This window comes from bacterium (assembly GCA_013360195.1).
GTDB lineage: Bacteria > Electryoneota > RPQS01 > RPQS01 > RPQS01 > JABWCQ01.
Window position 1 is genome coordinate 1 of record JABWCQ010000018.1, and the last position, 20,764, is coordinate 20,764.

Here is a 20,764-nt window from a genome sequence, read left to right on the forward strand (position 1 = left end):
GACTTGACGGCCGAGCACGTCGTATATTTCCAATGTCACATCTTGCTCGCGGATGAGCGCGTACTCGATGGTGACGGTGGAGTTGAAGGGGTTGGGGTAGGGATAACCAAGAGCAAATGTTGTTGGACGCGGCCCTTCGGCGCTTGATGGTGTGAAGAGAGAATCTGCTGACCAAGGGGTGACCGATACGAGATTGTGCACGCTGTCACCTTGCCCAAACGGGTTTTCAATATGGTGCAACGGTCCGGTGGAATCACCCCAATAACAATTTAATACGTAGCTTGGCGGGGAGCTTGCGATTCCATGATGTACAGCGTAGCCATCGGAGTTGATAAACATGTTTCGCTCCACAGCTCCGGGGGCAACGTCAATAATCATCGTCGCACCGCCGGGGGGATTTGCAAAGCCATCGGCTGCGTTACCAAAGATATAATTGTCCTTGAAGGATAAGTTTGTCGGGCCTGTCTCACCCAGCAAGGCCACGGAATTTTCGTGCGCCTCATTATTGTAGAAAAGATTATGCGATATCTCACAGATTTGAGTGTTTCCAAAGAATGTGAAAAGCATCCTGCTTATCCAGCGATCATCGCTGAGTCGACGATTTTCGGCAAAAGTGTTGTAGCGAAATCGTGCGACTGATCCAGTGTCAGCCCCACCAGACTCAAAAAGATCGTGTTGAAATTCGTTGTTTGTTACCGTGTTTGAATCAAAGCGGATGTTCGAAGGCTGAAGATTGCCTTCGCCAGGAAGCCGGAAGAAGTGGTGAAAACGGTTGCTTGAAATTGTACAACCAGTAATCACAAGTGAATCTGCAATGCCAGTTTGCCGGATACCAATTGCTCCCGGTGAAGTGTTCCAGCCAGTACCAGAAAGGAGTGAGTTGCTTAAGCGCAGCGAACCTCTTGCAATGAACAATGTGTTCTGGTCTGCATCAGTACTTGTTGAGAAACAGTTTAGAAACCTTGTGGAGTCGATGAAAGACGTGCAATCTGTGAGATGACATGCCATACCATTTGAAAAAGAGCCGACCCGCTGAAACAAGCAATTTTCAATCCGAACCGTACTATTCACAGAAAGAACTGCACCGCCTGTAGTAGCGTAACATGAATCAAACTTACAGAACAACAGTGACAAATCCCGATCCTGAATTTCGAGACCTCCGCCACGAATCGATCCTTGCGAGAAAGTGCCTTCAACAGTGATGCCGATTAGAACTAAACTTGAGACAACTTCAACTTCTCTAGCGTAGAGACAACGATCAAACCAATCGGATGGTCTGATTACGCACGAATCAATCTCTGTACTATCATTAGTAATTATGTAACTGCCTGCAATTGTCAAGTCGTGATCTGGTGCTTCCAGTGTCAGCGTATAGATTCCGTTTTGAATAAGCACTGTATCGCCTGAGCTTGACGAATCTATGGCGACCTGTATATTGGGGTACTCAGCCGGAACATTAAGAACTGACCCGAGCGAGATTGCAGCACTGAGGAGTAGACCAGCTGACAGTTGCAATGAACATCTCATGCGATTCCCCTTCCACTTAATTTTTCTCGCAGTTACCGTGACATCCGTTGGTTGAGGGCGTATAGACATCAACGCTTGCAGAACCAGCGTCGCAAGTCCCGTTACAGTCTTTGCATTGAACTGAGATACTGATGAGATGCTGCCCGGACGTTGGATAAGATACGCTTGTTGACCCGCAACCGCACAAATTCAGAATTTGCCAAACTTGCACTCCATCGAGATAGGCAACAACATTAATTTTGTTGTTTGGGCTACCTGTGTCATAGAAAATGTACCAGTTTGTGAAACTATCCGTCGAGTTAAGTTGATGTGAACCAATTGAGGCATTAATATCGCAGCACTGATCATTAACAGCAATGCAAAATGATGTTTGTGCGAAGGAGCAGTTCAAGGCAAAGAACACAACCGTGAACAAGAGGGCGATTTTCATAACAACCTCACATGCAAAAGACAAATAATTCCGCCGCACTTACCTGCGGGGTAGGGTTGCTATAAGTAATTCAAAAAAGACCTGGGAATGTCAAGCGGACATTCCGTTGTGTGACAAAAATCACAGATGTAGCGAGAGAACAACGAAGAATAGCTGACGGTAAGCAATTGAGAATGCTATCCTTTGGTCTTCAATCTCTTCGGCCATAGGAATAGTTTAGGTTCGATCTCGACGCGCACGTTGCGATGATAGAATGCAGCAAGTCGTTCGACTTCGGTGGCGACTTGGCCGTTGGCTGTGAGAATTTCCGAGACGCATTCAAGTGGCAAGCTCCCCTTTACAAGGGCTTCAGCTTGCGGATGTGTGGGCTCGTTCTTTTGTAAGTCTGTGCGAGTCCAATTGTCAACTTTTTCTGCAAACATGGATTGCAAACCTGCAAATCCTGCCTGTACGCGTGCGCCATAATCTTGCGCGGCGGAGACGGAACAGAACAGTGTGTCAGGATGCTCCAGGAGTTTCGTGTCCAACAGAAGATGCACCCACTCCGATTGCCAGGCGGATTTCGAGCGCGCGTAAAGCAGCTCAAAGTTGGGAGTGGTTATTGAACAATTGATGTAATCGAGTCCGACGGCGAAATTCTCCAACCTTCGCGGGTCATGCAGCAATCGCTCGGCTTTGGCACCGAATCTTGTTCGCAACCCGCGCGCCGTGTCAATGAAACCGTCTTCAAGAATTTGCGGGAGGTTGATGGTAAGATGCGTGCTGTGGAAGAGAAGCGTGATATCCCTGCGGCGAAGTTCGCGTGAAATAGTCTTTTTGGCGAACGGCCACATCAGACGACCCGTAAACGATGATATCTGACAATCGTGTAGGTTGCGACAAGCATACAGACAATCGCCGCGCACATCAGCGACACGCGAGGTCCAAAGGAATGAGCGAGCACACCCAGCAGCACCGCTCCAAACGGACCAAAGCCGAGGAAGCTTGATGTGTAAACTCCGAGAACCCGGCCTCGCAGATGGTCGGGAGTCAACTGCTGCAGAAGGGTATTGGTGGAGGCAAGCATGGAGATTCCGGAGAAGCCCGCCATCGCCATTGCAATGACGGAGATTTCAAATTGCTCTGAAAGAGAAAAGATGAGCAAGCCCAAGCCAAGTCCGGCCATTCCCATCATGACCACCCAACCACGTTTACTGCCTTTCTCCATGGACGCTTGCCACAAGCCGCCGAGCAGCGCTCCGACACCCCCGGCCGACATGAGCACCCCGAGCCCCTCCGCCCCTGTTCCCAAGACGATATCGGCAAACATGGGAAGCAACGTCGTGTACGAGAATCCGAAAATCGTGAGAAAGATGACGTTGCGGATGAGAACGCGTTGAACGGGTGCCTTTTCTATATATATGTATGCATCGCGGAGCTGTTTGAGAACCGGTTCCCGCGGATTGCCAGTCGGCGGAGGAAGATTGCGCATGAGTGACAATGTGACAATCAACGAAACATAAGAGAAAGCATTGACCAGAAAGCAGACTCCCTCACCAAACAACGGAACAAGGATTCCGGCAATGGATGGTCCGACCAATCGCGCGCCGTTGAAGGTTGAGGAGTTCAGTGCGACCGCGTTTCCGATGTCCTCCTTGCCGACCAGATCGCCCACAAAGGCCAGGCGTGCAGGCGCATCAATAGCCATGAAGCTTCCGGAGATGGTGGCCAGAATGAGAACGTGCCACTCATTGACCAAGCCGGTGAAGGTAAGAATAGCGAGGAGGAATGCGGAGAGAGCAAGACCGGATTGTGTGATGTAAAGCACATAACGTTTAGGCGTTCGGTCCACCAAAACTCCGCCAATGGAGCCAAGCAGGAGGGATGGGAGCTGCGACATCGCACCGATGATGCCGAGCCAGAGAGCGGATTCGGTCAGTCTCCAAACAAGCCATCCTTGCGCAAGCGTTTGCATCCACGTACCGACAATAGAGAGCGCAAAGCCGCTCCAGAACAAACGGTAGTTGCGATGCCGGAATGCTTGAAAGGTTTGTTTAAGCGAGGTCACTATGTTTTAAGGAAAGTTCTGCCAGTTCGCCAAAGTAATCTTTGAGTGTCATGACTTCACTCAGGTAATTTGCTTCGTGTGCCGAACCTTTCCCGCGCGCCATGCGCAACCACGTGTGTTTCAAGTCATCCGGCCAAGTACGGCACTTGCCGTGCGCAAGCAGGAACAGTCCTTGCTGCGCGACGGAATGTCTTTCATTCGCGGACATTTGCGGAATCGGGAAGCCGAGCAGAGCCTCTACCGCTTTAAGGATACGGGAGTCAATCTTTCTGTCGCGGGGGGCAATGCGAGTGAGCACATCGGTTGCAAGGAGGCTTACGCGGTCGAGGGGGAATTCATGATAGTCCGCCGGGTCCTGTCCTTCAAGCGGCAAGACGACATCGGCTTCCGCAAGTTGTTTCAGAACGGATTTTGGCGAGCGATAACCTTTCTGCTTCAGAATCTTCTTGCGCTCTGACTCAGCAAGTCTGCGGATTTTCGCGTCGGTCGAACGGAACCCGAGCTTGTAGTAGAACCAATAGGATCCCGAAGCCAAACCTTCTTCATTTTCATGTCCGACTTGATATTTGCGGGCGACACACCACGGCGCGTGATAGAAAGCGCGTGCGGCGCGAATGAGTTGAGCGTACACCCATGCGGCCTCTCCACCGCGAAACGTATCAAAAAGATTGACTGCAATTTCGAGGCGTGCAGGATGAGCCCCTCCTCCGCCGTAGCTGATTGGGACACCGTTCTTTAGCAGCACGAAACCCAATCCTGTCTCTTGAGGCAGTCTCCACTCGGGCTTGGCAAACCAAAAGAGGAGGGTTGCGCCGCGATCCAATGGGATCTCGTAGAAGTCATCCGGATTGCCGTGCGTTGCACCGTAATACTCGCGCGAACGAATCAACAGAGTACCGTGAACTATATTTAATAGATCTTGCGCGCGTTTGTGAGGACTTGGTGCGGGGAGCGTCAACGGCCGGAGAATTTCTTCAGCAAATTTGAATTTCGAACGGTCCTCGCGCGGGTCCCATAAGAAAAGCGCGGCAGGTTTTTTGTCGGCAACGGTTGACCGGGAAGGTGCCTTTCCAACCAACTTGAAACGCAGAGTCAGATTGGCATCGTTGTAAATCTGCGCGGCCGCGCGGGGCTCGAATGTGCGTTCAAAGCATTCGAGCAGCAGCGAAATGACCGTGCGGTTCCCCGCAGCGCGTTCGAGAATCTCGCGAACTGTCAGGTCTTCGCTGTCGGCAGCATCCGCTTCGCAATCTTCGAGCAGCAGCCAAAGAATGTCCACTAGCGGATCTTCGCGGGACTCGTAATCCTCCCAATCCAGTTCGATGTCCTTGCCAAGCAAATCGGAAAGAACCCTTGCATTGCTGTAGTCGAAGGCATAGGAATACTCCGTGCCTGCAATTCCGGTTTGAGCCAAATCCTCTGATAATCCCATTTCTTCAATCCGTTCATGGAAGCGGCCAAGCTCGCGGTCGCAGAATTTGCGGATAGCTTCCGATTGCGGATAGGCTTTGTAGAACAGTAATTGGTCGTGAAAGACTTCGATGGACTTGGGGGAATGAGCGGCAGCGGCAAGTTCGCGCAGCAGATTCAGCGTCTCGACGGCATCGGGCCGGGTTTGCAGCTTTTTTAAGAGGGAATTTACAGTCATTATTAGCTCCGGTTCAGAGTTGCGGCTGCAGCGGGTGCAGCATTAGAATAAGGTCCGTTTATAGAATATAGCACCCTCCGCCAAAAAAACAAACGGTCCAGGGGAACCAGACCGTTTGCATATCGTTGCCAGTCAGAAAACCGATTACATCGGCATCGGGGCGGCGGCTTTCTTCTTTGAGCGGCGAGCTTTCTTCTTGGTAGCTTTCTTCTTGGTCGCCTTCTTAGCCGTAGCTTTCTTCTTGGTGGCTTTCTTCTTGGTCGCTTTCTTCTTCGTAGCTTTCTTCTTGGTGGCCTTCTTTGCTACTTTCTTCTTCGCTACTTTCTTCTTGGCGGCCTTCTTCGCCGTAGCTTTCTTCTTGGTGGCTTTCTTCTTGGTCGCCTTCTTAGCCGTAGCTTTCTTCTTGGTGGCCTTCTTCTTGGCCTTCTTCACTGCCATGCGGATTTCTCCTTCGCTGATTATCGGGCAGAGACTCGTTCGAGAACAGGATGTTTTGTGTCCAGACAGGAAGCTACGACGCTGCCCGAGATTCGCGTGGCTTCCTTTACTGTGCAACCCGAAGGACTCGTGCGGCGAGTCACTTAGGTTGTACCGGCGGCTTCTCGAAAGATGAGTCGCACAGTATCTATGATCACGTCCCGGATAAGGACGTTCATCTCGTTCTGGGGGCGGGTCTCACAGCCACCGGAGTGGGCGACCCGCACTTAAGGATCGGCTGATCGAGGCTAATCTATAGCAACAAATGGGCCGATTTTCAGGAAAGTTAAGCAGATGGAACCAAATTTGGTCGTTCCATGTGCCGCATGAGCAGGAGCTAAGCTGTACTCACGATATTGTAAGATTCTGAAAAACAGTAAACTTACAATCAGAACTGCGCTTTCAATTCAAAGCGATTCAAGCGCAGAAAAAGAACGAAGAAAATTTAAGAAAGAAACGAATCGGAGCAGCGAATATCGGCTATGATTTCCTTTTTTCTTGCTTCTGCGCACGCTTCTGGGCCTTGCGTTGCGCATTCCACTCACGCTCTTTTTGTTTTGCAACGAGGTCCTGTTGCTCAATCAGGTCAGCAAAGTAACCGAGGGTCTCACGACGTTCCAGCGCCTGCTGAATGAGGTCATACTCTGCGAGTGTGAACCACGTTCGCAGCATGGGCTGAAAGAACAACATGACCTGAGAGCCGATGAAGTTGACAGGCCGCATGGACTCAAGGAACAGAATGGCCGGGAGGGCGAATCCGAGTCCAACCACTTTATCGGCAAGCCGCTTGAACAACTCAATTTGTTCCGGGCTCAGATAGTCCGGTGCGGCAGTATCTTTCACGGGCGGAGACTGGATTTAGATTCGATCTGCCCGCGAATATAAGATTCAACTTCGTCCCGTTGCGGAGGTTCCATAAGAAACAGTCCACGGTGTCCGTCAAGTCTTGAGCGTTCGGCAAACGGGGAGACAAACAGACCATTGGGGTCGCGGTCGATGCGCTTCAAGCTGTCAAACGAGACACGCCGTTTCCAGAACCATCTCGTCAGCTCAATGCCTTGTTCGTCAATGACGAATTTGGTGGGCAGCCAATAAGCGGCTGTGGTTCCCAGCAGAAAGACGGTGGCAAAGAATGCCCAGACGGGACTGCCGAAATTAAACAGCAACGCAGCCGGCACACCGACAATAGCAAGGATGAATACAACTCGGCGGTATCCACCTTTCTTAGGCGGGTGCACGGTCCACTCAAAGATCACAGCACTATTGGAGGTCATCGCTTAACTGACCCTATCGCGCCAAATATAAAGCATGAGAAACCAAAACGCAAGTACTTGCAAGAAAAAAGTTAGGAATGTGCTTGAAGCCAATTTGCTCCAAATCCGACATCGACCTCGATTGGAACACGCAATTTCATGGCACCGGACATCTCATCACGGACGATCATTTCGAGATTGAGGAGCTCGGATTCGGGAGCTTCAAAGACGAGTTCATCGTGGACTTGAAGCAACATTCGAGCGGCAAACTTTTCCTGTTTTAGCCGTTTGTGGATGCGGATCATCGCGACTTTGATCATGTCTGCGGCGCTGCCTTGGACCGGAGTGTTGATGGCTATGCGCTCCGCAAACTCCCGAACCTGGCGGTTCGAGTTGTTGATGTCCGCAATTTGTCGGCGCCGTCCCATGAGGGTCTCCACATACCCTTTTTCACGGCAGGCGGCGATGGTATCGGCCATGAACAGCCGGACTCCGGGGTAGAGTTTGAAGTACTGTTCGCGAAATTCCTTGGCCTCGGCTCGCGGGATTCCGAGCTGTTCAGACAAGCCGAAATCTGTCTGGCCGTAGATGATTCCGAAGTTCACGGTTTTGGCGGCCCGGCGCATGTCGGGAGTCACCTCTGCGATTGGAACGCCGTAGATTTTGGCGGCCGTCTCACGGTGAATATCTCCGCCGCTGTTGAAAGCTTGCAGCAGCGTGTCATCATTGGACAGATGCGCCATGATACGCAGTTCGATCTGTCCGTAGTCCGCAGAAAGAATTTTCCAGCCCGGTTCACCGGCGACGAATGCCTCTCTTATTCTCCTGCCGACTTCTGTGCGAATGGGAATGTTCTGCAAGTTCGGATTGTTCGACGAGAGTCTTCCGGTGGCGGCAATGGTCTGGCTGAATGTCGTATGCACGCGGCCGGTAAACGGATGCACGAGGTCAGGCAAAGCGTCCACGTAGGTTCCCTTAAGCTTCGAGAGCATTCGATAGTCCACCAGTTTGGCCGGCAGGTCGTGCATGGGAGCCAACGCGGTCAGCGTATCGACGTCGGTTGACGGTCCGGTCTTGGTTTTCTTCTGAACGGGCAATTTGAGCTTTTCGAACAGAATGGTCCCAAGCTGTTTAGGCGAGTTCAAATTGAAGCTCTCTCCAGCCGCCGCGTAGCACTCTTTCTCGAGCCTTGCGAGGTCGCGCTCGAGCTCCTTGGACATTTCTGAAAGGAGTGCCGTATCAAGCCGGATTCCAGTAAACTCCATGTCGCGCAGGACGGTCATCAGCGGCATTTCGAGTTCATCGAGAAGCTTTTTCTGGGAATCGAGCAGCGGTTCAAGCACGTGAACGAGCCGCAATGCGTAATCCGCGTCTTCGCACGCATAGTCGGCAATTTTTTCCAGATCAACGTCCAACATCGAGCCCTGATTCTTGCCTGAACCGATTAATTCAGACGTCGGAATCTTTGAAAGTTTGAGATAATCGCGCGTCAACTCGTCTATCCCGAGGGTGCGGGTACCGGGATTCAGGAGGTATGCGGCGATCATCGTATCAAAGAAAAGAGAGGCAACGTCGATGCCGTAAGAGAGGTATACCAGCGCATCGTACTTGATATTCTGACCTGCCTTGGGTATCGTCTTATCTTCAAGCAGTTCTGCCGCCAGTTCGAGAAAAGCGGCCAAAGCGCCTTCGGCCTGCTGACCGAAGCGAATGAACTGTCTGCTGCCTGCCGGCGCGGCGTCAAAGTGCGCCATGGAAATGTAGTATGCCTCTCCTTCATTGACGGAGAAGCTCGCGCCGACAAGTTCCGCAAGCATCGGATCAGCGGACGTTGTTTCAACGTCGAAGGAGAGCAACGGCTTTTCCTTGCGCCACTTGCCGACGAGTGTCTTGAATTCCTTGGCGGAGCGCACGATTTTATAATCTCTTTGGGTCGCGGACTTCATTCCGCTTCCGCCAGCCGCCGGAGCGCTTCCTCGCAGGCGGTCAAGCAATCGAAAGAGTTCCAACTCGGTCAAGAGCCGTTCAATCTCCGCATTGTAAATCGGCTTGACATCAAGGTCATCGAGATTGACCTCTATGGGCGCGTGGCAGTCAATCGTAACCAGTTCACGGGACAGGCGCGCGGAGTCCGCATATTCAATGAGCGATTCCTTCAGCTTCGAGGGTTTCATCTCCGGTGCGGATTTCAGCACGTTTTCAACGGTGCCGTATTCTTTAATTAGCTTGACCGCCGTTTTCGGCCCTACTCCGGCGACACCGGGAACATTGTCCGATGAATCGCCCATGAGCGCGAGCACATCCACGACCTGACTTGGAGGGACGCCGAAGTTTTCTTCGACCTCTGCCGGAGACCAGATGAGTGTGCCGTCGGGCTTGGGATTATAGAGCTTCACTTTGTCCGTGACCAGCTGCTGATAGTCCTTGTCACCGGTGACCATGAATACCGTGTAGCCCTGTTCCTCTCCCTGCCGCGCCAGAGTTCCGATGACATCGTCTGCTTCCCAACCGGGCAGTGCGAGAATTCTGAGGCCGGTCGCGACGAGCACCTGATCGAGTCTGCCCAACTGGTCAACTAATTCTTCTGGCATCTTCTGGCGAGTAGCCTTATACTCCTTATATTGCTTGTGGCGGAAGGTCGGTTCGGCGGTGTCAAACACAATCGCCAAATGGGTCGGCTGCTCTTTTTCGATCAGCGAGATGAGGGTATTAAGAAAGCCGAAAATAGCGGAGGTGATTTCGCCGCGCGAATTGACCAGCGGGTTCCGGAGAAAGGCAAAGTGGGACCGGAACATAAGCGCCGAGCCGTCAATCAGAAAAAGGGTGTTGGGATCAGCAGGCATTTTGAATTAGCGAATGGGCTTGACTTTTTGCTGACAAAGCCCCTCATTATTAGGTTCCGATGAAATGGAAGAGCAAACTTCACAAGGAGATACATAAATGTCTGAACCAGCGCCGCAGCGCCCGCACCAGATTAACGTCAGCCTCGACGAAAAGGTCGCTGAGGGAATATACTCGAATCTTGCCTTGATTTCACATAGTCCTGCCGAGTTTTTCATTGATTTCGCCCGGATGGTGCCGGGGACGCCGAAGGCCTCGGTGCATGCCCGCGTCATCATGACTCCGTCCCATTGCAAATTCCTGTTGAATGCGCTGAAGGAGAACATAGAGCGCTATGAGAAGCAATTCGGCGAAATCAAGCTTCATGGCGGACCGCAGCAGCAAGGCGGTCAATTTGGATTTCGTTCCGGTTCAGAGCCGGATGGCAAGTAAACAGAGCAAAATAGCTGATAATTCGTTCTGGAGGGACAATGACCATTCGCATCTTCGCACTGCTCGCCATCGGTCTCGGTTTGACCTTGTCATGCGACAAGGAGGATAAACCGCCGAATCCAGTCGTACCGATATCACCGAATCTGCTGTCCGCAATTCATATCACATTCAATACGATTACATTGAATTGGAACGACCGCTCGAACAATGAGGAGGGGTTTGAGCTGGAAATGGGACAGAGCGATCAATGGCATCTCCACGCGACGCTCAATGCGGACGTGAACGAGATATTGGTAGACGGGCTTGTTCCCAGCACGGAGTATTCGTTTCGCGTGTTTGCCTTCAATCAGGCCGGTCGCAGCGAAGCTTCGAATGAAATTACGGTTGCAACGCTAACCAACAACCCTCCGCCTGCACCGACTAACGTCGTCGCCAATCCGCTGGCACCGACTGTAGTTCAGATTGAGTGGTCCGACACGGCTCCGATGACCGTCAATTTCGTCATTGACCGTCGAACGCTAAGTACGCCGTGGGCTCGCGTCGGACAAGTTGGGGACAATATAGAAACCTTTAACGATTCGACGTGCACAGCGGCCACATCCTATTATTATAGAGTAGGCGCGCTGTTCGGCAACCTGTTGACGTGGTCGGTGGATTCAGCCGAGGCAACGACTCCGACGCTTGGCACTCCGTTGCCGCCTTCCAACCTTTCCGCCGCTTTAGTTGTCGGGACGGGAGTCCGGTTAACGTGGACGGACAACTCGCTCGATGAAGCAGACTTTCAAATCCGCCGGAACCGCGACGGACAGTTCTTTGAGATTATCGATACGTTGGCGGAAAACAGCATCGAGTATGTTGACTCATTGGGAGACAACACGGGAGTGTATAACTATCAAGTGCGGGCAAGAAACTCATTCGGTGTTTCACCGTGGTCGAATGCAGTGCAGGTGGAATATGAATACTGTTCAGACGGTGCAGTGCCGATCTGCCTTGAGAACTTCTGGACCTATGAAGTGGATCCGCCAACCGGTCCCATATATAATGCGCGGAGACAGATCAGGCAGGTGGACTATCCCGGCGGAGTGGACTACTATCTGCTTGTGGAGTTTGTTGGTGACGAAACGGACACGCTGTTTTATTGGCGGAATTTCGACAACGGTCTGTATCAAGACGCCTATCCGCTGGACGGTTCAGGCGCGGAGTTATTGCTGCGGACTCCCGCATCAAGCGGATTCTGGAATTTTGAAGGCGACAGTGTCATTGTCACAAGCGCGAGTACAACGGTTAACGTTCAGGGAGTGACGTACACCGGAGTGACGATTTATCAACGATTCAGCCGCACAAGCAACCACAGCATCAAGTATTATCTTAAGCCGCTGACCGTCGGGATTATCAAGGAAGAGGAATTTGCAGGATCAAGTCTGCAAACGAAACGGGAGCTGATAGACTCGTATATTCGAAATTAGTTTGCGAATTCCGAACATGTGCCGCCGCTGTGGATATTCTGCAGCGGCGGTTTCACTTTGCTTTGTCTAACGAGTTAATATTACCAAGCCGCCCTCTACTGCTCCGCCGGCGGGTTCAACAATTGTCAGCGGGAGCTGCCGCAATTGGATTTCCTCAAGCAGCAACGGTTCAAGGACAGCCCGCCGCTCCCAGAGACCTCCGGTGACAACAAGCGGAACAAGCGCCATGCTCTGGGGAACATCCTCAATCAGGCGTTCCACCTGATCAATGAGCTCAAGGGCGGCACGCTCCAGAATTGCCATGACTTCAGGCTGTTCTTCAGCGAACTCGAAGACGAGGGGAGCAAGTTCCGCCCATCGCGTCGGACCGAAGTCTTCGCGATAAACTTTAGTGATAATGTCATGCGTTGCGTCTACCTTGAGCTTCTCCAGCAGGGCAGCATGAAACGGAGAGAGCTCTTCTCTTTCTCCTTCCCAGAGGCAATGCCTGAGTGCCTCGCGGCCGATCCACGCTCCGCTGCCTTCATCACCAAGCAATGGTCCCCAGCCGCCTGCGCGAAAGAACTCGTGTCCGTGAGGATTCTGGTAAAAGGCAATTGATCCGGTGCCGACAATCAACAGAATTCCCCGTTCTCCGCTGCAGAATGCTCCTTCATATAATAGATGAGCGTCCGTTACGACGTGCACCGGGGTATGCGGCCAGAATTCACGGGCAACGGCAACGGCGAGTTCGCGCTCCCGCTCTCTTCCAACACCGGCAAGTCCCATTACGACTCCTGCGCATGTTCGAGCCGCCGGACAATCGGCCAAGAGCTCAGACAGCGCGATTCGCAGTCCCTCTGCACCCAATCGTGCGACGTTGGAAGGCCCTGCAGTGCCTTCGTCCATAATAGACTTGTCCGACTTTACGAGCCAGCCACGGGTCTTCGTCCCGCCGCCGTCAATAACGAAGAAATTACTCATGTGTATAAGTTACATCTTTCCTCTATATATATGCAACTCAAAAGGCCGGAGTATTCACTCCGGCCTTTGAAACACTGTCTCCAAGATGACGCGCTGTTCAGTAATCGGCGCGCAACACCGCTTATTCCTGCTTTTCAGCCGGAGCATCGGCGGGCTTCTTCATAGCCGGCCAGACGATTTCCACGAGCCAATCTTCTGCTTTCGTGGACTCCATTCCATTCTTGTGATAGACTTCCATCGGTGCACCGGTCCACACGAGTCCGTTTGACTCTGCAAACTTCATCACATCATTCCAGGCGTTCATTGCGGTATTCGGATGTCCCTCGTAAGTACAGGTAACCGCCTGCATTTCGGGGAAATTCTCGATGGTGATCGTGCTGGTTGGTTCGTTGTCGGCGGCGATTGGCATCCCCCACTTTGAGGTCAACGAGCCAGCGGTTGTTGATGTTGGATCTTCAAACCACATTGAAAACATGGGACCTGTCGGAGTGATGCCTTTTTCCTGCATATAGGCCATGACGCGCATTGCGCCGTTCATCGCCATAGCGCCGATTGCGCCGTCATAATCCTTCTCACCCCAGCCACCCTCAGGCGCAAAATCGGCGGCGCGCACGAATGCCGTCGCCGCAATCATCGCGGGCTTTGTGGTCAGTTCCGGGGTTTTTGAAATTTTCGCGTTGCCGGACATCGCGGCATCGTCCTGCGCAAAGCTAACGGAACACATACAAATTGACAGTGCAAAGGCTGCGAGGCTCAGATACTTCATTTCTCCCTCTTTCGGAATTACTCTCTCGTCTATGATTGGATCGTATCAGTTGTTCAGGATGATTTTATCAGCATGTCAAGTACGACGCGGTCGGCCTTTGGGAACGCATATTTCGTCAACTCGGCCGGTCGTACCCACTTCGCATCGGCGGCATGAATGAGTCTCAATACGCCGCCGATATGTCTGCAGTCAAAGCAGTGCAGAGTGATCTTGAAGTGCGTGTAGGCATGTTTGACGCTGGCAATTCGCTCCCCGACTTCCACATATATGTCGAGTTCTTCGAGCATTTCGCGCTTCACGCATTCTTCAATCGTCTCGTTGCTTTCCTTCTTGCCTCCGGGAAACTCCCACAATCCGCCAAGCATTCCGTCTTCAGGACGCTTGGTGATGAGGATTCTGCCGTTCTTGCGAACAATGGCCGCGCCGATATCATAGTGCGGAACTGCGCTCTTTTCCGGCTTGCGGGGTAACACAGTGACATCATAATGCGTCTTCCTCGCAGTGCAAATGGACTTGAGCGGACATGAGCCGCACAATGCCTGGCGAGGTTTGCAAACGGTGGCACCAAGCTCCATGAGCGACTCGTTCAACGCACCGGGAGACAACTCCGCTTTGACCGCGGTCTTCATCCAGTTCGTCGCACTCGTTCGAAGCCGGGCATGAACCGAGCTCTCAGTAATATAGCCCTCTTCGCCCGTCACACGCGCGATGACTCGCTCGACGTTTCCGTCAAGTACGGGGACCGCTTCACCGAAAGCGATGGATGCGATAGCGGCTGATGTGTAGGGGCCGATTCCCGCAAGTTTACGCAATTCGGCGCTCGTTCGCGGAAGATCTCCGCCCATGGCAAGCACCTGCTTAGCGGCCTTGTGCAGATTCCGCGCGCGGGCGTAATAGCCGCAGCCCTCCCAGACTTTCAGCACTTTGTCAAGCGGCGCTTTCGCGAGTGCTTCAACTGTGGGAAACTCTTTGACAAACCGCTTATAGTATGACTCGACGGTCGCGACTTGCGTTTGCTGCAGCAGCACCTCGCTTACCCAAATGCGGTACGGGTCGCTGGTTTTCCGCCACGGCATATCCCGCTTGTTGTCTTCAAACCAGCGAAGAAGACCGCGTATTGTCGCAGCAGTAATGCTCAAGAGGGAAGAAAAAAGAGAAGCCGCCCGCAACGCAAGTCACAAGCGGCAGACAGACTAATTCAGGTTTGGCTTTCCAAGGTCCAGTTCGAGCAGCAGCTTTATAGTTCCGGAGACTGGTTCAAGCGCTTTTTTTTTATTCGGGTCGTCGGTGAGCCACCATGCCTGCACGGTTTCAGAGCCATCCAGCCAGATGCGCATCATTCTGCGGTTGGTTATCACAAGCACAGACTTACCGTCTTTGGATTTCAGTACGCGATAACGGTCCCACAGAAGGTAAGCCCCGCCAATCAAACAGAGTGACAGCCAGCCAAGCATCATGGTCATTCCTAAAGCCGGGGAATTTTGAGCTATCGCCGCTCCGACTATTAGACAAAAAGGAGTGAACAGCATCATGGTTTTTAGGACAAAAAACTGCCCCAGCCGCTTCTGGCGGCGCGGGAGCGGCCAATCTTGAATCGAAACGACATGCTCAGCCTTGCTCAGATTCTGGAACAACAAGTCCAGCAGTTCACCGGCCTCTTGATGGACCGCCATGAACGTCTTGTGGCTAAGTTCGCCGCGCGAATACCGCTGCAATGTGTCGAGGTCGATGCTTTTCACAAATCGGACAATTTCCTACTCATCCTATTGAAATCACAATATAATAAAGGAACTTCGCCTAATCAACTCCAGGGCCGTTCCCGACTGTAGTTTGTGTCCTCAATCGGTTGCAGGAGGAGGGGGAAAACACTATATTTAACTCGACTTAAGGCAAGAAGATTCCACGAGGAGAGGCAGTGTTGCGTTCAGTTTGGGTGGTTGTTGGTTTTCTGGTACTTTTATGCCAGTTTGCCCGTGCAGAGGAACCAGCGGACACTCTGACTACCCCTCCGGACACCTTGTCCATAAGTAAAGAGCCGTCAATAATTTACGTAATTCCTGCAGGGCCAGTTGCCGGGTCTTTTACTGACCAAAGCCGGATTCAGGTTGTGGACACCGTGGCCGGATGGGCGAGAGTTCTGGTCGAAGGGTGGGTTCCTGTCGAAAAAGTAGTCGGCCGAATGGGCGAGAATGCGGTCGTTTTGCAGTCTGCAGGCGAAGTGGAAAAGCCGAAAAAAGCCAAGGTTGAACGGCCGCAATGTATTGCGAAAACAGCGAAGGGCAAGCAGTGTACCCGGAGGGCAGTTCCCGGTTCCAAAAAGTGCTGGCAGCATTCTCAGTGAGACTTACGCTGCTGATTTTGCTGGTGGCAATTGCATCAGCGGGCTATAGTCAATCCCCGGCGAGAATTGCCACGGACTATGAGTGGCAGCTCAGTCAACCGGGGCGAACGCTTTTTCGTGACCGATTGCCTGTCGGTCAGATTGCGCTTGTCGCCGGTAAGAAGGAGAAGGCAACCGGCGAAGTGCTGCAGATGCTGACAGACATCGCTTTCATGCCGGGTGACTCCAATCGATTTTTTGCGGTAGCAATTCGAGTTGGCGAAGGGGATCGCGTGTTTTCGGAAGTTCTTGCGGATGCCGAAGAGCTTCCCGAATTGATTCGCTCCGCACGGTACATTGGTCAGACTGCGCGCGACATCGCATCAACGGAACGCGCAGAAACGAACATCACGTTTCACACGCGTGCGGGTTTCAGTCTCGAATTTGTGCAAGCAGGCACGCGCCAGCAGATATCCGTTGCCCTGCCTGATCCGTTTTCCGACGGCGAAATAATCCGGGACATCTCGTTGGATCAACTTTCATTGTTTGCTGATTTGCTTGATTTGACAATTTTCGAGCTGAACCGTCAGGGTGCGGGCTTGAAAGTGAAGAGCAATAAATAGAAAAATCAAAGTGCGTTATTCCGATTTAACAGAAAAAACAAAGAACCTTGCGCCGGGCAAGCACATTATCGGCGAGTACGGCACGGGCAGAGTTATTATTCACAATGTCGGCACGAGACATCACTATATGTCTCCCCGTCCCGAGTATCGCTTGATTATTGAGACCGGCGGCAAGAGTTATTCACCCCGGCATAGTGATTTTCTGACAGACTATCTGCTTAAATGCGAGTGTCGTCCTGAGCTGAGGCTCGCGCTGTCTGAAGCTTGCGATGCCGTGTGCAATGGAGCCGGTCCGTCCGAGTTAAAGGAATCCGGGAAGTTGCCGCCCCATTTTTCGGAAGTGAGCGACGCGACTTGGACGTATCAGACCTCGAATTTTCAGACAGGCGGGCTTTCGACGGAGCTCTTTTTGAACGGACTGCAAGCGCTGATCCGCGTCTATGATTTGAACGACCCGGAATTGAAAGCCCCGGAGGCATTCCGCAAAGCGTTTCTTGACGTTCAAGGCGGCAAGTCCGTTGCCGAGGCTTCACAGCGGCTCCGTCCGCAGATCAGAGGTGGTAAACGTTACTTCGACCGGCTCGAGCGCGCATAGGCATGAGTTTGTTCACCGGGTTTGGGTTCGCACCTGAACTTAGCGATCAGGTTACCTCGTGAGCGACATTATTTGGATAGTTCTGTTCTGGGTATGCGCAGGGCTGATGGTGTATACTTACTTTGGCTATCCACTTACGCTAAGGTTGTTGAAGAAGCGCTACTCAAGGCCTCCGCTGATGGATGAGAACGATTGGCCCAGGGTTGCAGTGATGATTCCCGCTTACAATGAAGAGACGGTAATCAATGAAAAAGTACTGAACTGTCTTGCACAAGACTACCCGGCAGAAAAACTTCAAGTACTTGTTGGTTCCGATGGAAGCACGGATAAGACGGACGAGCTTGTTGGATCAATTGACGACCCTCGCGTGAAACTCTTGCGACTCGGTGGTCGCAATGGCAAGCCTCTGGTGCTTAACAAGCTTTACGAGCATGCAACAGACGCGGAAGTTGTCGTAATAAGTGATGCAAACATTCAATGGGATAAACAGGCTCTGAGGATGGCATGCAGGCATTTCGCGGACCCGCAAGTGGGTGTCGTCTCTGCCGGTCGTTATGCGATTTCGGACAGTCGCGATGAATTGGCTCTCGAAGAGCAGCACTACACTGCACATGAGAATAACTTGAAGACATTGGAGAGTCATGTCGGGGGAATGAGTGGCGGGCTTGGGATGTTGCTGGCGATTCGCCGATCCTTGTTTCGTCCCTTCCCGCCCGGGTCAGCCAATGACGACACTACACCCATGATATGGGCAACGCTGGCGGGCTATCGATCTGTTTGGGAGATGGAATCCAAAGCCTATGAACGTTCAGGCCAATCATTTCTTGAAGAGTTCCGTCGCCGCATACGGATCGGAGTTGGTAACTACCAGACCCTTTTCCGCTACATCAGTGTTTTGAATCCGCGGTACGGACTTGCTTCATATACCTTCTTCTCTCACAAGGTTGTCCGATGGCTCTTTCCTTTCTTAATGATTGTTGCACTTGTTTCCAATTTCCTATTGCTGGAACTGCCCTTTTATAAGGCGATGCTGGTGTTTCAACTTTCCGTATACACCGTTGGCCTGCTCGGAGGTATACTTGCGGCGTTCAATGTGCGGCTGCCGCCTGTAACCTCGCTTTTTCACTTCCTGGCGATGAATGCAGCGTTACTATGGGGATTCTTTCGTTACCTTAAGCAGGGCAATCGCAAGTTTGTCTGGGAACCAACTGCCCGCAGCAACTAAAGACATGACCAAGAAAATCGACCGCATCTCCTGGGACGAGTATTTCTACAATCTCGTTCATCTCGTATCCATGCGGTCGGCATGTTTGCGCCGCGCAGTCGGGGCGATGATTGTCCGCAATCATCAAATTCTTGCGTCCGGGTACAACGGCCCGCCCGCCGGCCATCCCCATCCGGAAGAATTGGGCGGCTGCGAGCGTGAAATCGAAGGCATAAAGTCAGGTGAACGGCTTGAACTCTGCATCTGCTTGCATGCCGAACAGAATGCACTCTTGCAATGTGCCCGCAACGGAGTCTCCGTCGAAGGCGCGGAAATATACGTAACTGTCTTTCCCTGCCCGATTTGTGCGCGAATGATTGCGAATTCGGGCATTAAGAAGGTCAAGGTTTTCGGAAGCTACCCCGGCGAAGACAGAAGCCGAAAGGTGCTCGAGAATGTTGGCATCAAAGTTGAATTGCTGGATGTCACCGGTTTCCGGACCCCGCTTGCCGGACCGGAAGGCTGGGAGACCGAGTTGGAGAAGTTTAAGAAGTAAACACCCTATAATAAGCTGGTGAGTCTCGCGCCACGAGTACATCACCCGAACCATCAAACCCAGACTGGGGAGTTTGTATGAAGAGATTCAAGACAGGAGTTGCCCGTTGGCTCGTGCTCTGCACGACCGTCGCAGCCGTCGCATTGTTTGCCGGTTGCGAGAGTGATGATGACGACGATGATAATCAGCAGCCGACGTACTCGATGACCGCTGATTACTCCGACGACATTGCGAATGCGTGGATTCAAACCGCGCGGCAGATGGTGAAGAACGCCAGCATGTCACCTCCACGCGCCGCGCGCGCCTATGGCTACCTCGGACAGGTGATTTATGAAGGCGTGGTGAATGGTATGCCGCAGCACATTTCGCTGTATGGCCAGATTAACGGAATGCCGCAAGTTCCTGCGACAAACCCGGACCTCGAATACCATTGGCCGTCTGTAGTGAACAAGGGTTCGCTCGACATTTTGATGTATCTCTTCTCCGATGCGACTCCCGAAGTGCAGGCGTTGGCAACTGCGCAATTCGATGCGATGCACGCCGAATACGAGCAGATTCTCTCCACTGAAGTGCTGCAGCGCTCTGAAGCGTATGGCCAGCTTGTTGCAAGCATCATTCGCGTGTGCGCCGATCAAGACGGTTATGCAACTAATCACAATTGCGCTTACACACCTCCGGTCGGTGAGGGTTTGTGGGAACCGACTCCGCCTGCGTTTGCGCCAAATCCTCTGGAGCCGTGCTGGGGACAGCAGCGTCCATTCGTTCTTGACGATGCCGGTGTCCAGTGTTTTCCTGATGCGCCGCCTGCTTATTCAACGGATCCGAGCTCCCAGTTTTACACTGAAATGATGGAAGTCTACAACATCGTTCAGGCTGCCGATCCGGAACAGCTTGCGATCGCCCGTTTCTGGGCGGATGGCGGCGGCACTTCCACTCCTCCCGGGCATTGGCTCAATGTTGTCAACATAATCCTGAACAGTGAAAACGCAAATCTCGCGGAAGCAGCGGAAATCTACTGCAAAGTGGGTATCGCTGTTAACGACGCGTTCATTTCCTGCTGGCGCTCGAAGTATCTAATGAACTACTTGCGCCCGGTAACTGCGATTCGCGACTTGGTTGCCGGAGCTGAGAACTGGCTGCCGCCGATTACGACTCCGCCATTCCCGGAATGCACGAGCGGTCACTCCACACAAAGCGGTGCAGTCTATGTTGTGCTTGAAGATTTCTTCGGCACAGTGTCGTTCACTGATACGACTGCGAATGCCCAGTATCCTGCGCGCACGTTTGACAGCTTCGAAGATGCTGCTTGGGAAGCCGCTTATTCCCGCATTTACGGAGGAATTCACTTCCGGTTTGCTTGTGAAGAAGGAGTTACGCAAGGCGAATGCATTGGTCAAGCCGTACTCGCGCTGAACTTCCGCGCCAATTCGTAAAAAGTAAGGCAACGTCTTAGATTGAAAGAGCCCTGCGATTCGCAGGGCTCTTTCTGCTCGGAATGCGCACTGAAAGAGAGGATTGCAGACAAATCTGCCTCTGTAGAATTTCACCACGTGAAAATTCTGTTCACTGTGGGTGACATGCACAACAACTTATATATGCTCAGTCGCAATATCATA

Annotated in this window: 20 protein-coding genes; 8 read left to right on the forward strand and 12 right to left on the reverse strand. The window is 52.3% G+C overall.

All coding sequences use genetic code 11. From position 1 onward, the window contains the following. From HUU59_11755 to polA, 8 genes are all read right to left on the reverse strand, one after another. Positions 1-1,527: hypothetical protein (locus HUU59_11755; protein ID NUO20115.1), on the reverse strand; the 1,527-nt coding region annotated here is incomplete at its 3' end. A 606-nt stretch (positions 1,528-2,133) separates the two neighbouring features. Then, complete coding sequence (locus tag HUU59_11760) at positions 2,134-2,790, reverse strand: DUF4433 domain-containing protein (GenBank protein NUO20116.1); 657 nt, start codon at positions 2,788-2,790, stop codon at positions 2,134-2,136. Beyond that, the gene (locus HUU59_11765) at positions 2,790-4,004 is read right to left on the reverse strand and encodes an MFS transporter (GenBank protein ID NUO20117.1); all 1,215 of its coding nucleotides are present in this window, start codon (positions 4,002-4,004) and stop codon (positions 2,790-2,792) included. Before HUU59_11765 ends, HUU59_11760 begins: the two co-directional genes overlap by 1 nt. Continuing rightward, the gene (locus HUU59_11770) at positions 3,991-5,652 is read right to left on the reverse strand and encodes a hypothetical protein (protein NUO20118.1); all 1,662 of its coding nucleotides are present in this window, start codon (positions 5,650-5,652) and stop codon (positions 3,991-3,993) included. The genes HUU59_11765 and HUU59_11770 overlap by 14 nt, the downstream gene beginning before the upstream one ends. A 144-nt stretch (positions 5,653-5,796) precedes the next feature. Continuing rightward, positions 5,797-6,090, reverse strand: a complete 294-nt coding sequence (locus HUU59_11775) for a hypothetical protein (protein ID NUO20119.1) — start codon at positions 6,088-6,090, stop codon at positions 5,797-5,799. A 519-nt stretch (positions 6,091-6,609) separates the two neighbouring features. Beyond that, a complete protein-coding gene (locus tag HUU59_11780; GenBank protein NUO20120.1) occupies positions 6,610-6,972 on the reverse strand; it encodes a hypothetical protein in 363 nt (120 codons plus the stop codon). Beyond that, positions 6,969-7,403, reverse strand: a complete 435-nt coding sequence (locus tag HUU59_11785) for a hypothetical protein (protein NUO20121.1) — start codon at positions 7,401-7,403, stop codon at positions 6,969-6,971. The genes HUU59_11780 and HUU59_11785 overlap by 4 nt, the downstream gene beginning before the upstream one ends. A 71-nt stretch (positions 7,404-7,474) precedes the next feature. Next, entirely contained in the window at positions 7,475-10,225 is a 2,751-nt protein-coding gene (polA, locus tag HUU59_11790) for a DNA polymerase I (GenBank protein NUO20122.1), read from the reverse strand. A 97-nt stretch (positions 10,226-10,322) separates the two neighbouring features. On the opposite strand from polA, the gene HUU59_11795 reads away from it, so the two are divergent. Together HUU59_11795 and HUU59_11800 are read left to right on the forward strand one after the other, a co-directional pair. Next, complete coding sequence (locus HUU59_11795) at positions 10,323-10,655, forward strand: DUF3467 domain-containing protein (protein NUO20123.1); 333 nt, start codon at positions 10,323-10,325, stop codon at positions 10,653-10,655. Positions 10,656-10,693: 38 nt separating this feature from the next. Continuing rightward, positions 10,694-12,121 (forward strand): fibronectin type III domain-containing protein, encoded by a 1,428-nt coding sequence (locus HUU59_11800; protein ID NUO20124.1) that lies wholly within the window; start codon positions 10,694-10,696, stop codon positions 12,119-12,121. A gap of 66 nt (positions 12,122-12,187) precedes the next feature. On the opposite strand, the gene HUU59_11805 is transcribed toward HUU59_11800, so the two are convergent. The 4 genes from HUU59_11805 to HUU59_11820 form a co-directional block, all read right to left on the reverse strand. Beyond that, positions 12,188-13,084: a hypothetical protein gene (locus tag HUU59_11805; GenBank protein NUO20125.1), complete on the reverse strand. Its 897-nt coding sequence runs from the start codon at positions 13,082-13,084 to the stop codon at positions 12,188-12,190. Positions 13,085-13,205: 121 nt separating this feature from the next. After that, positions 13,206-13,850, reverse strand: coding sequence for a GyrI-like domain-containing protein (locus HUU59_11810; GenBank protein ID NUO20126.1), 645 nt, complete (start codon positions 13,848-13,850; stop codon positions 13,206-13,208). Positions 13,851-13,903: 53 nt separating this feature from the next. After that, positions 13,904-14,989 (reverse strand): A/G-specific adenine glycosylase, encoded by a 1,086-nt coding sequence (gene mutY / locus HUU59_11815; protein ID NUO20127.1) that lies wholly within the window; start codon positions 14,987-14,989, stop codon positions 13,904-13,906. Between the two features lie 54 nt (positions 14,990-15,043). Then, a complete protein-coding gene (locus HUU59_11820) occupies positions 15,044-15,589 on the reverse strand; it encodes a hypothetical protein (GenBank protein NUO20128.1) in 546 nt (181 codons plus the stop codon). Between the two features lie 176 nt (positions 15,590-15,765). Between HUU59_11820 and HUU59_11825 the strand changes: the two genes are divergently transcribed. The 6 genes from HUU59_11825 to HUU59_11850 all read left to right on the forward strand — a co-directional run bounded on the left by HUU59_11825 (position 15,766) and on the right by HUU59_11850 (position 20,581). Next, on the forward strand, positions 15,766-16,191 hold the full coding sequence (locus HUU59_11825) for a hypothetical protein (GenBank protein ID NUO20129.1): 426 nt from the start codon (positions 15,766-15,768) through the stop codon (positions 16,189-16,191). Then, a complete protein-coding gene (locus tag HUU59_11830) occupies positions 16,188-16,793 on the forward strand; it encodes a hypothetical protein (protein ID NUO20130.1) in 606 nt (201 codons plus the stop codon). The genes HUU59_11825 and HUU59_11830 overlap by 4 nt, the downstream gene beginning before the upstream one ends. 10 nt (positions 16,794-16,803) lie before the next feature. Beyond that, positions 16,804-17,388: a hypothetical protein gene (locus HUU59_11835; GenBank protein NUO20131.1), complete on the forward strand. Its 585-nt coding sequence runs from the start codon at positions 16,804-16,806 to the stop codon at positions 17,386-17,388. 58 nt (positions 17,389-17,446) lie between these two features. Beyond that, positions 17,447-18,613: a glycosyltransferase family 2 protein gene (locus HUU59_11840; GenBank protein ID NUO20132.1), complete on the forward strand. Its 1,167-nt coding sequence runs from the start codon at positions 17,447-17,449 to the stop codon at positions 18,611-18,613. A gap of 4 nt (positions 18,614-18,617) precedes the next feature. Continuing rightward, positions 18,618-19,148, forward strand: coding sequence for a dCMP deaminase family protein (locus HUU59_11845; protein NUO20133.1), 531 nt, complete (start codon positions 18,618-18,620; stop codon positions 19,146-19,148). Positions 19,149-19,225: 77 nt separating this feature from the next. Continuing rightward, a complete protein-coding gene (locus HUU59_11850) occupies positions 19,226-20,581 on the forward strand; it encodes a vanadium-dependent haloperoxidase (GenBank protein NUO20134.1) in 1,356 nt (451 codons plus the stop codon). Positions 20,582-20,764: the final 183 nt, after the last annotated feature.

Coding starts and splice junctions, on each gene's coding strand:
- HUU59_11785 (NUO20121.1), bottom strand. CDS start 7,403: ATGACCTCCAATAGTGCTGTGATCTTTGAGTGGACCGTGCACCCGCCT.
- HUU59_11805 (NUO20125.1), bottom strand. CDS start 13,084: ATGAGTAATTTCTTCGTTATTGACGGCGGCGGGACGAAGACCCGTGGC.
- HUU59_11850 (NUO20134.1), top strand. CDS start 19,226: ATGAAGAGATTCAAGACAGGAGTTGCCCGTTGGCTCGTGCTCTGCACG.
- HUU59_11760 (NUO20116.1), bottom strand. CDS start 2,790: ATGTGGCCGTTCGCCAAAAAGACTATTTCACGCGAACTTCGCCGCAGG.
- HUU59_11775 (NUO20119.1), bottom strand. CDS start 6,090: ATGGCAGTGAAGAAGGCCAAGAAGAAGGCCACCAAGAAGAAAGCTACG.
- HUU59_11795 (NUO20123.1), top strand. CDS start 10,323: ATGTCTGAACCAGCGCCGCAGCGCCCGCACCAGATTAACGTCAGCCTC.
- HUU59_11845 (NUO20133.1), top strand. CDS start 18,618: ATGACCAAGAAAATCGACCGCATCTCCTGGGACGAGTATTTCTACAAT.
- HUU59_11800 (NUO20124.1), top strand. CDS start 10,694: ATGACCATTCGCATCTTCGCACTGCTCGCCATCGGTCTCGGTTTGACC.
- HUU59_11810 (NUO20126.1), bottom strand. CDS start 13,850: ATGAAGTATCTGAGCCTCGCAGCCTTTGCACTGTCAATTTGTATGTGT.
- HUU59_11770 (NUO20118.1), bottom strand. CDS start 5,652: ATGACTGTAAATTCCCTCTTAAAAAAGCTGCAAACCCGGCCCGATGCC.
- polA (NUO20122.1), bottom strand. CDS start 10,225: ATGCCTGCTGATCCCAACACCCTTTTTCTGATTGACGGCTCGGCGCTT.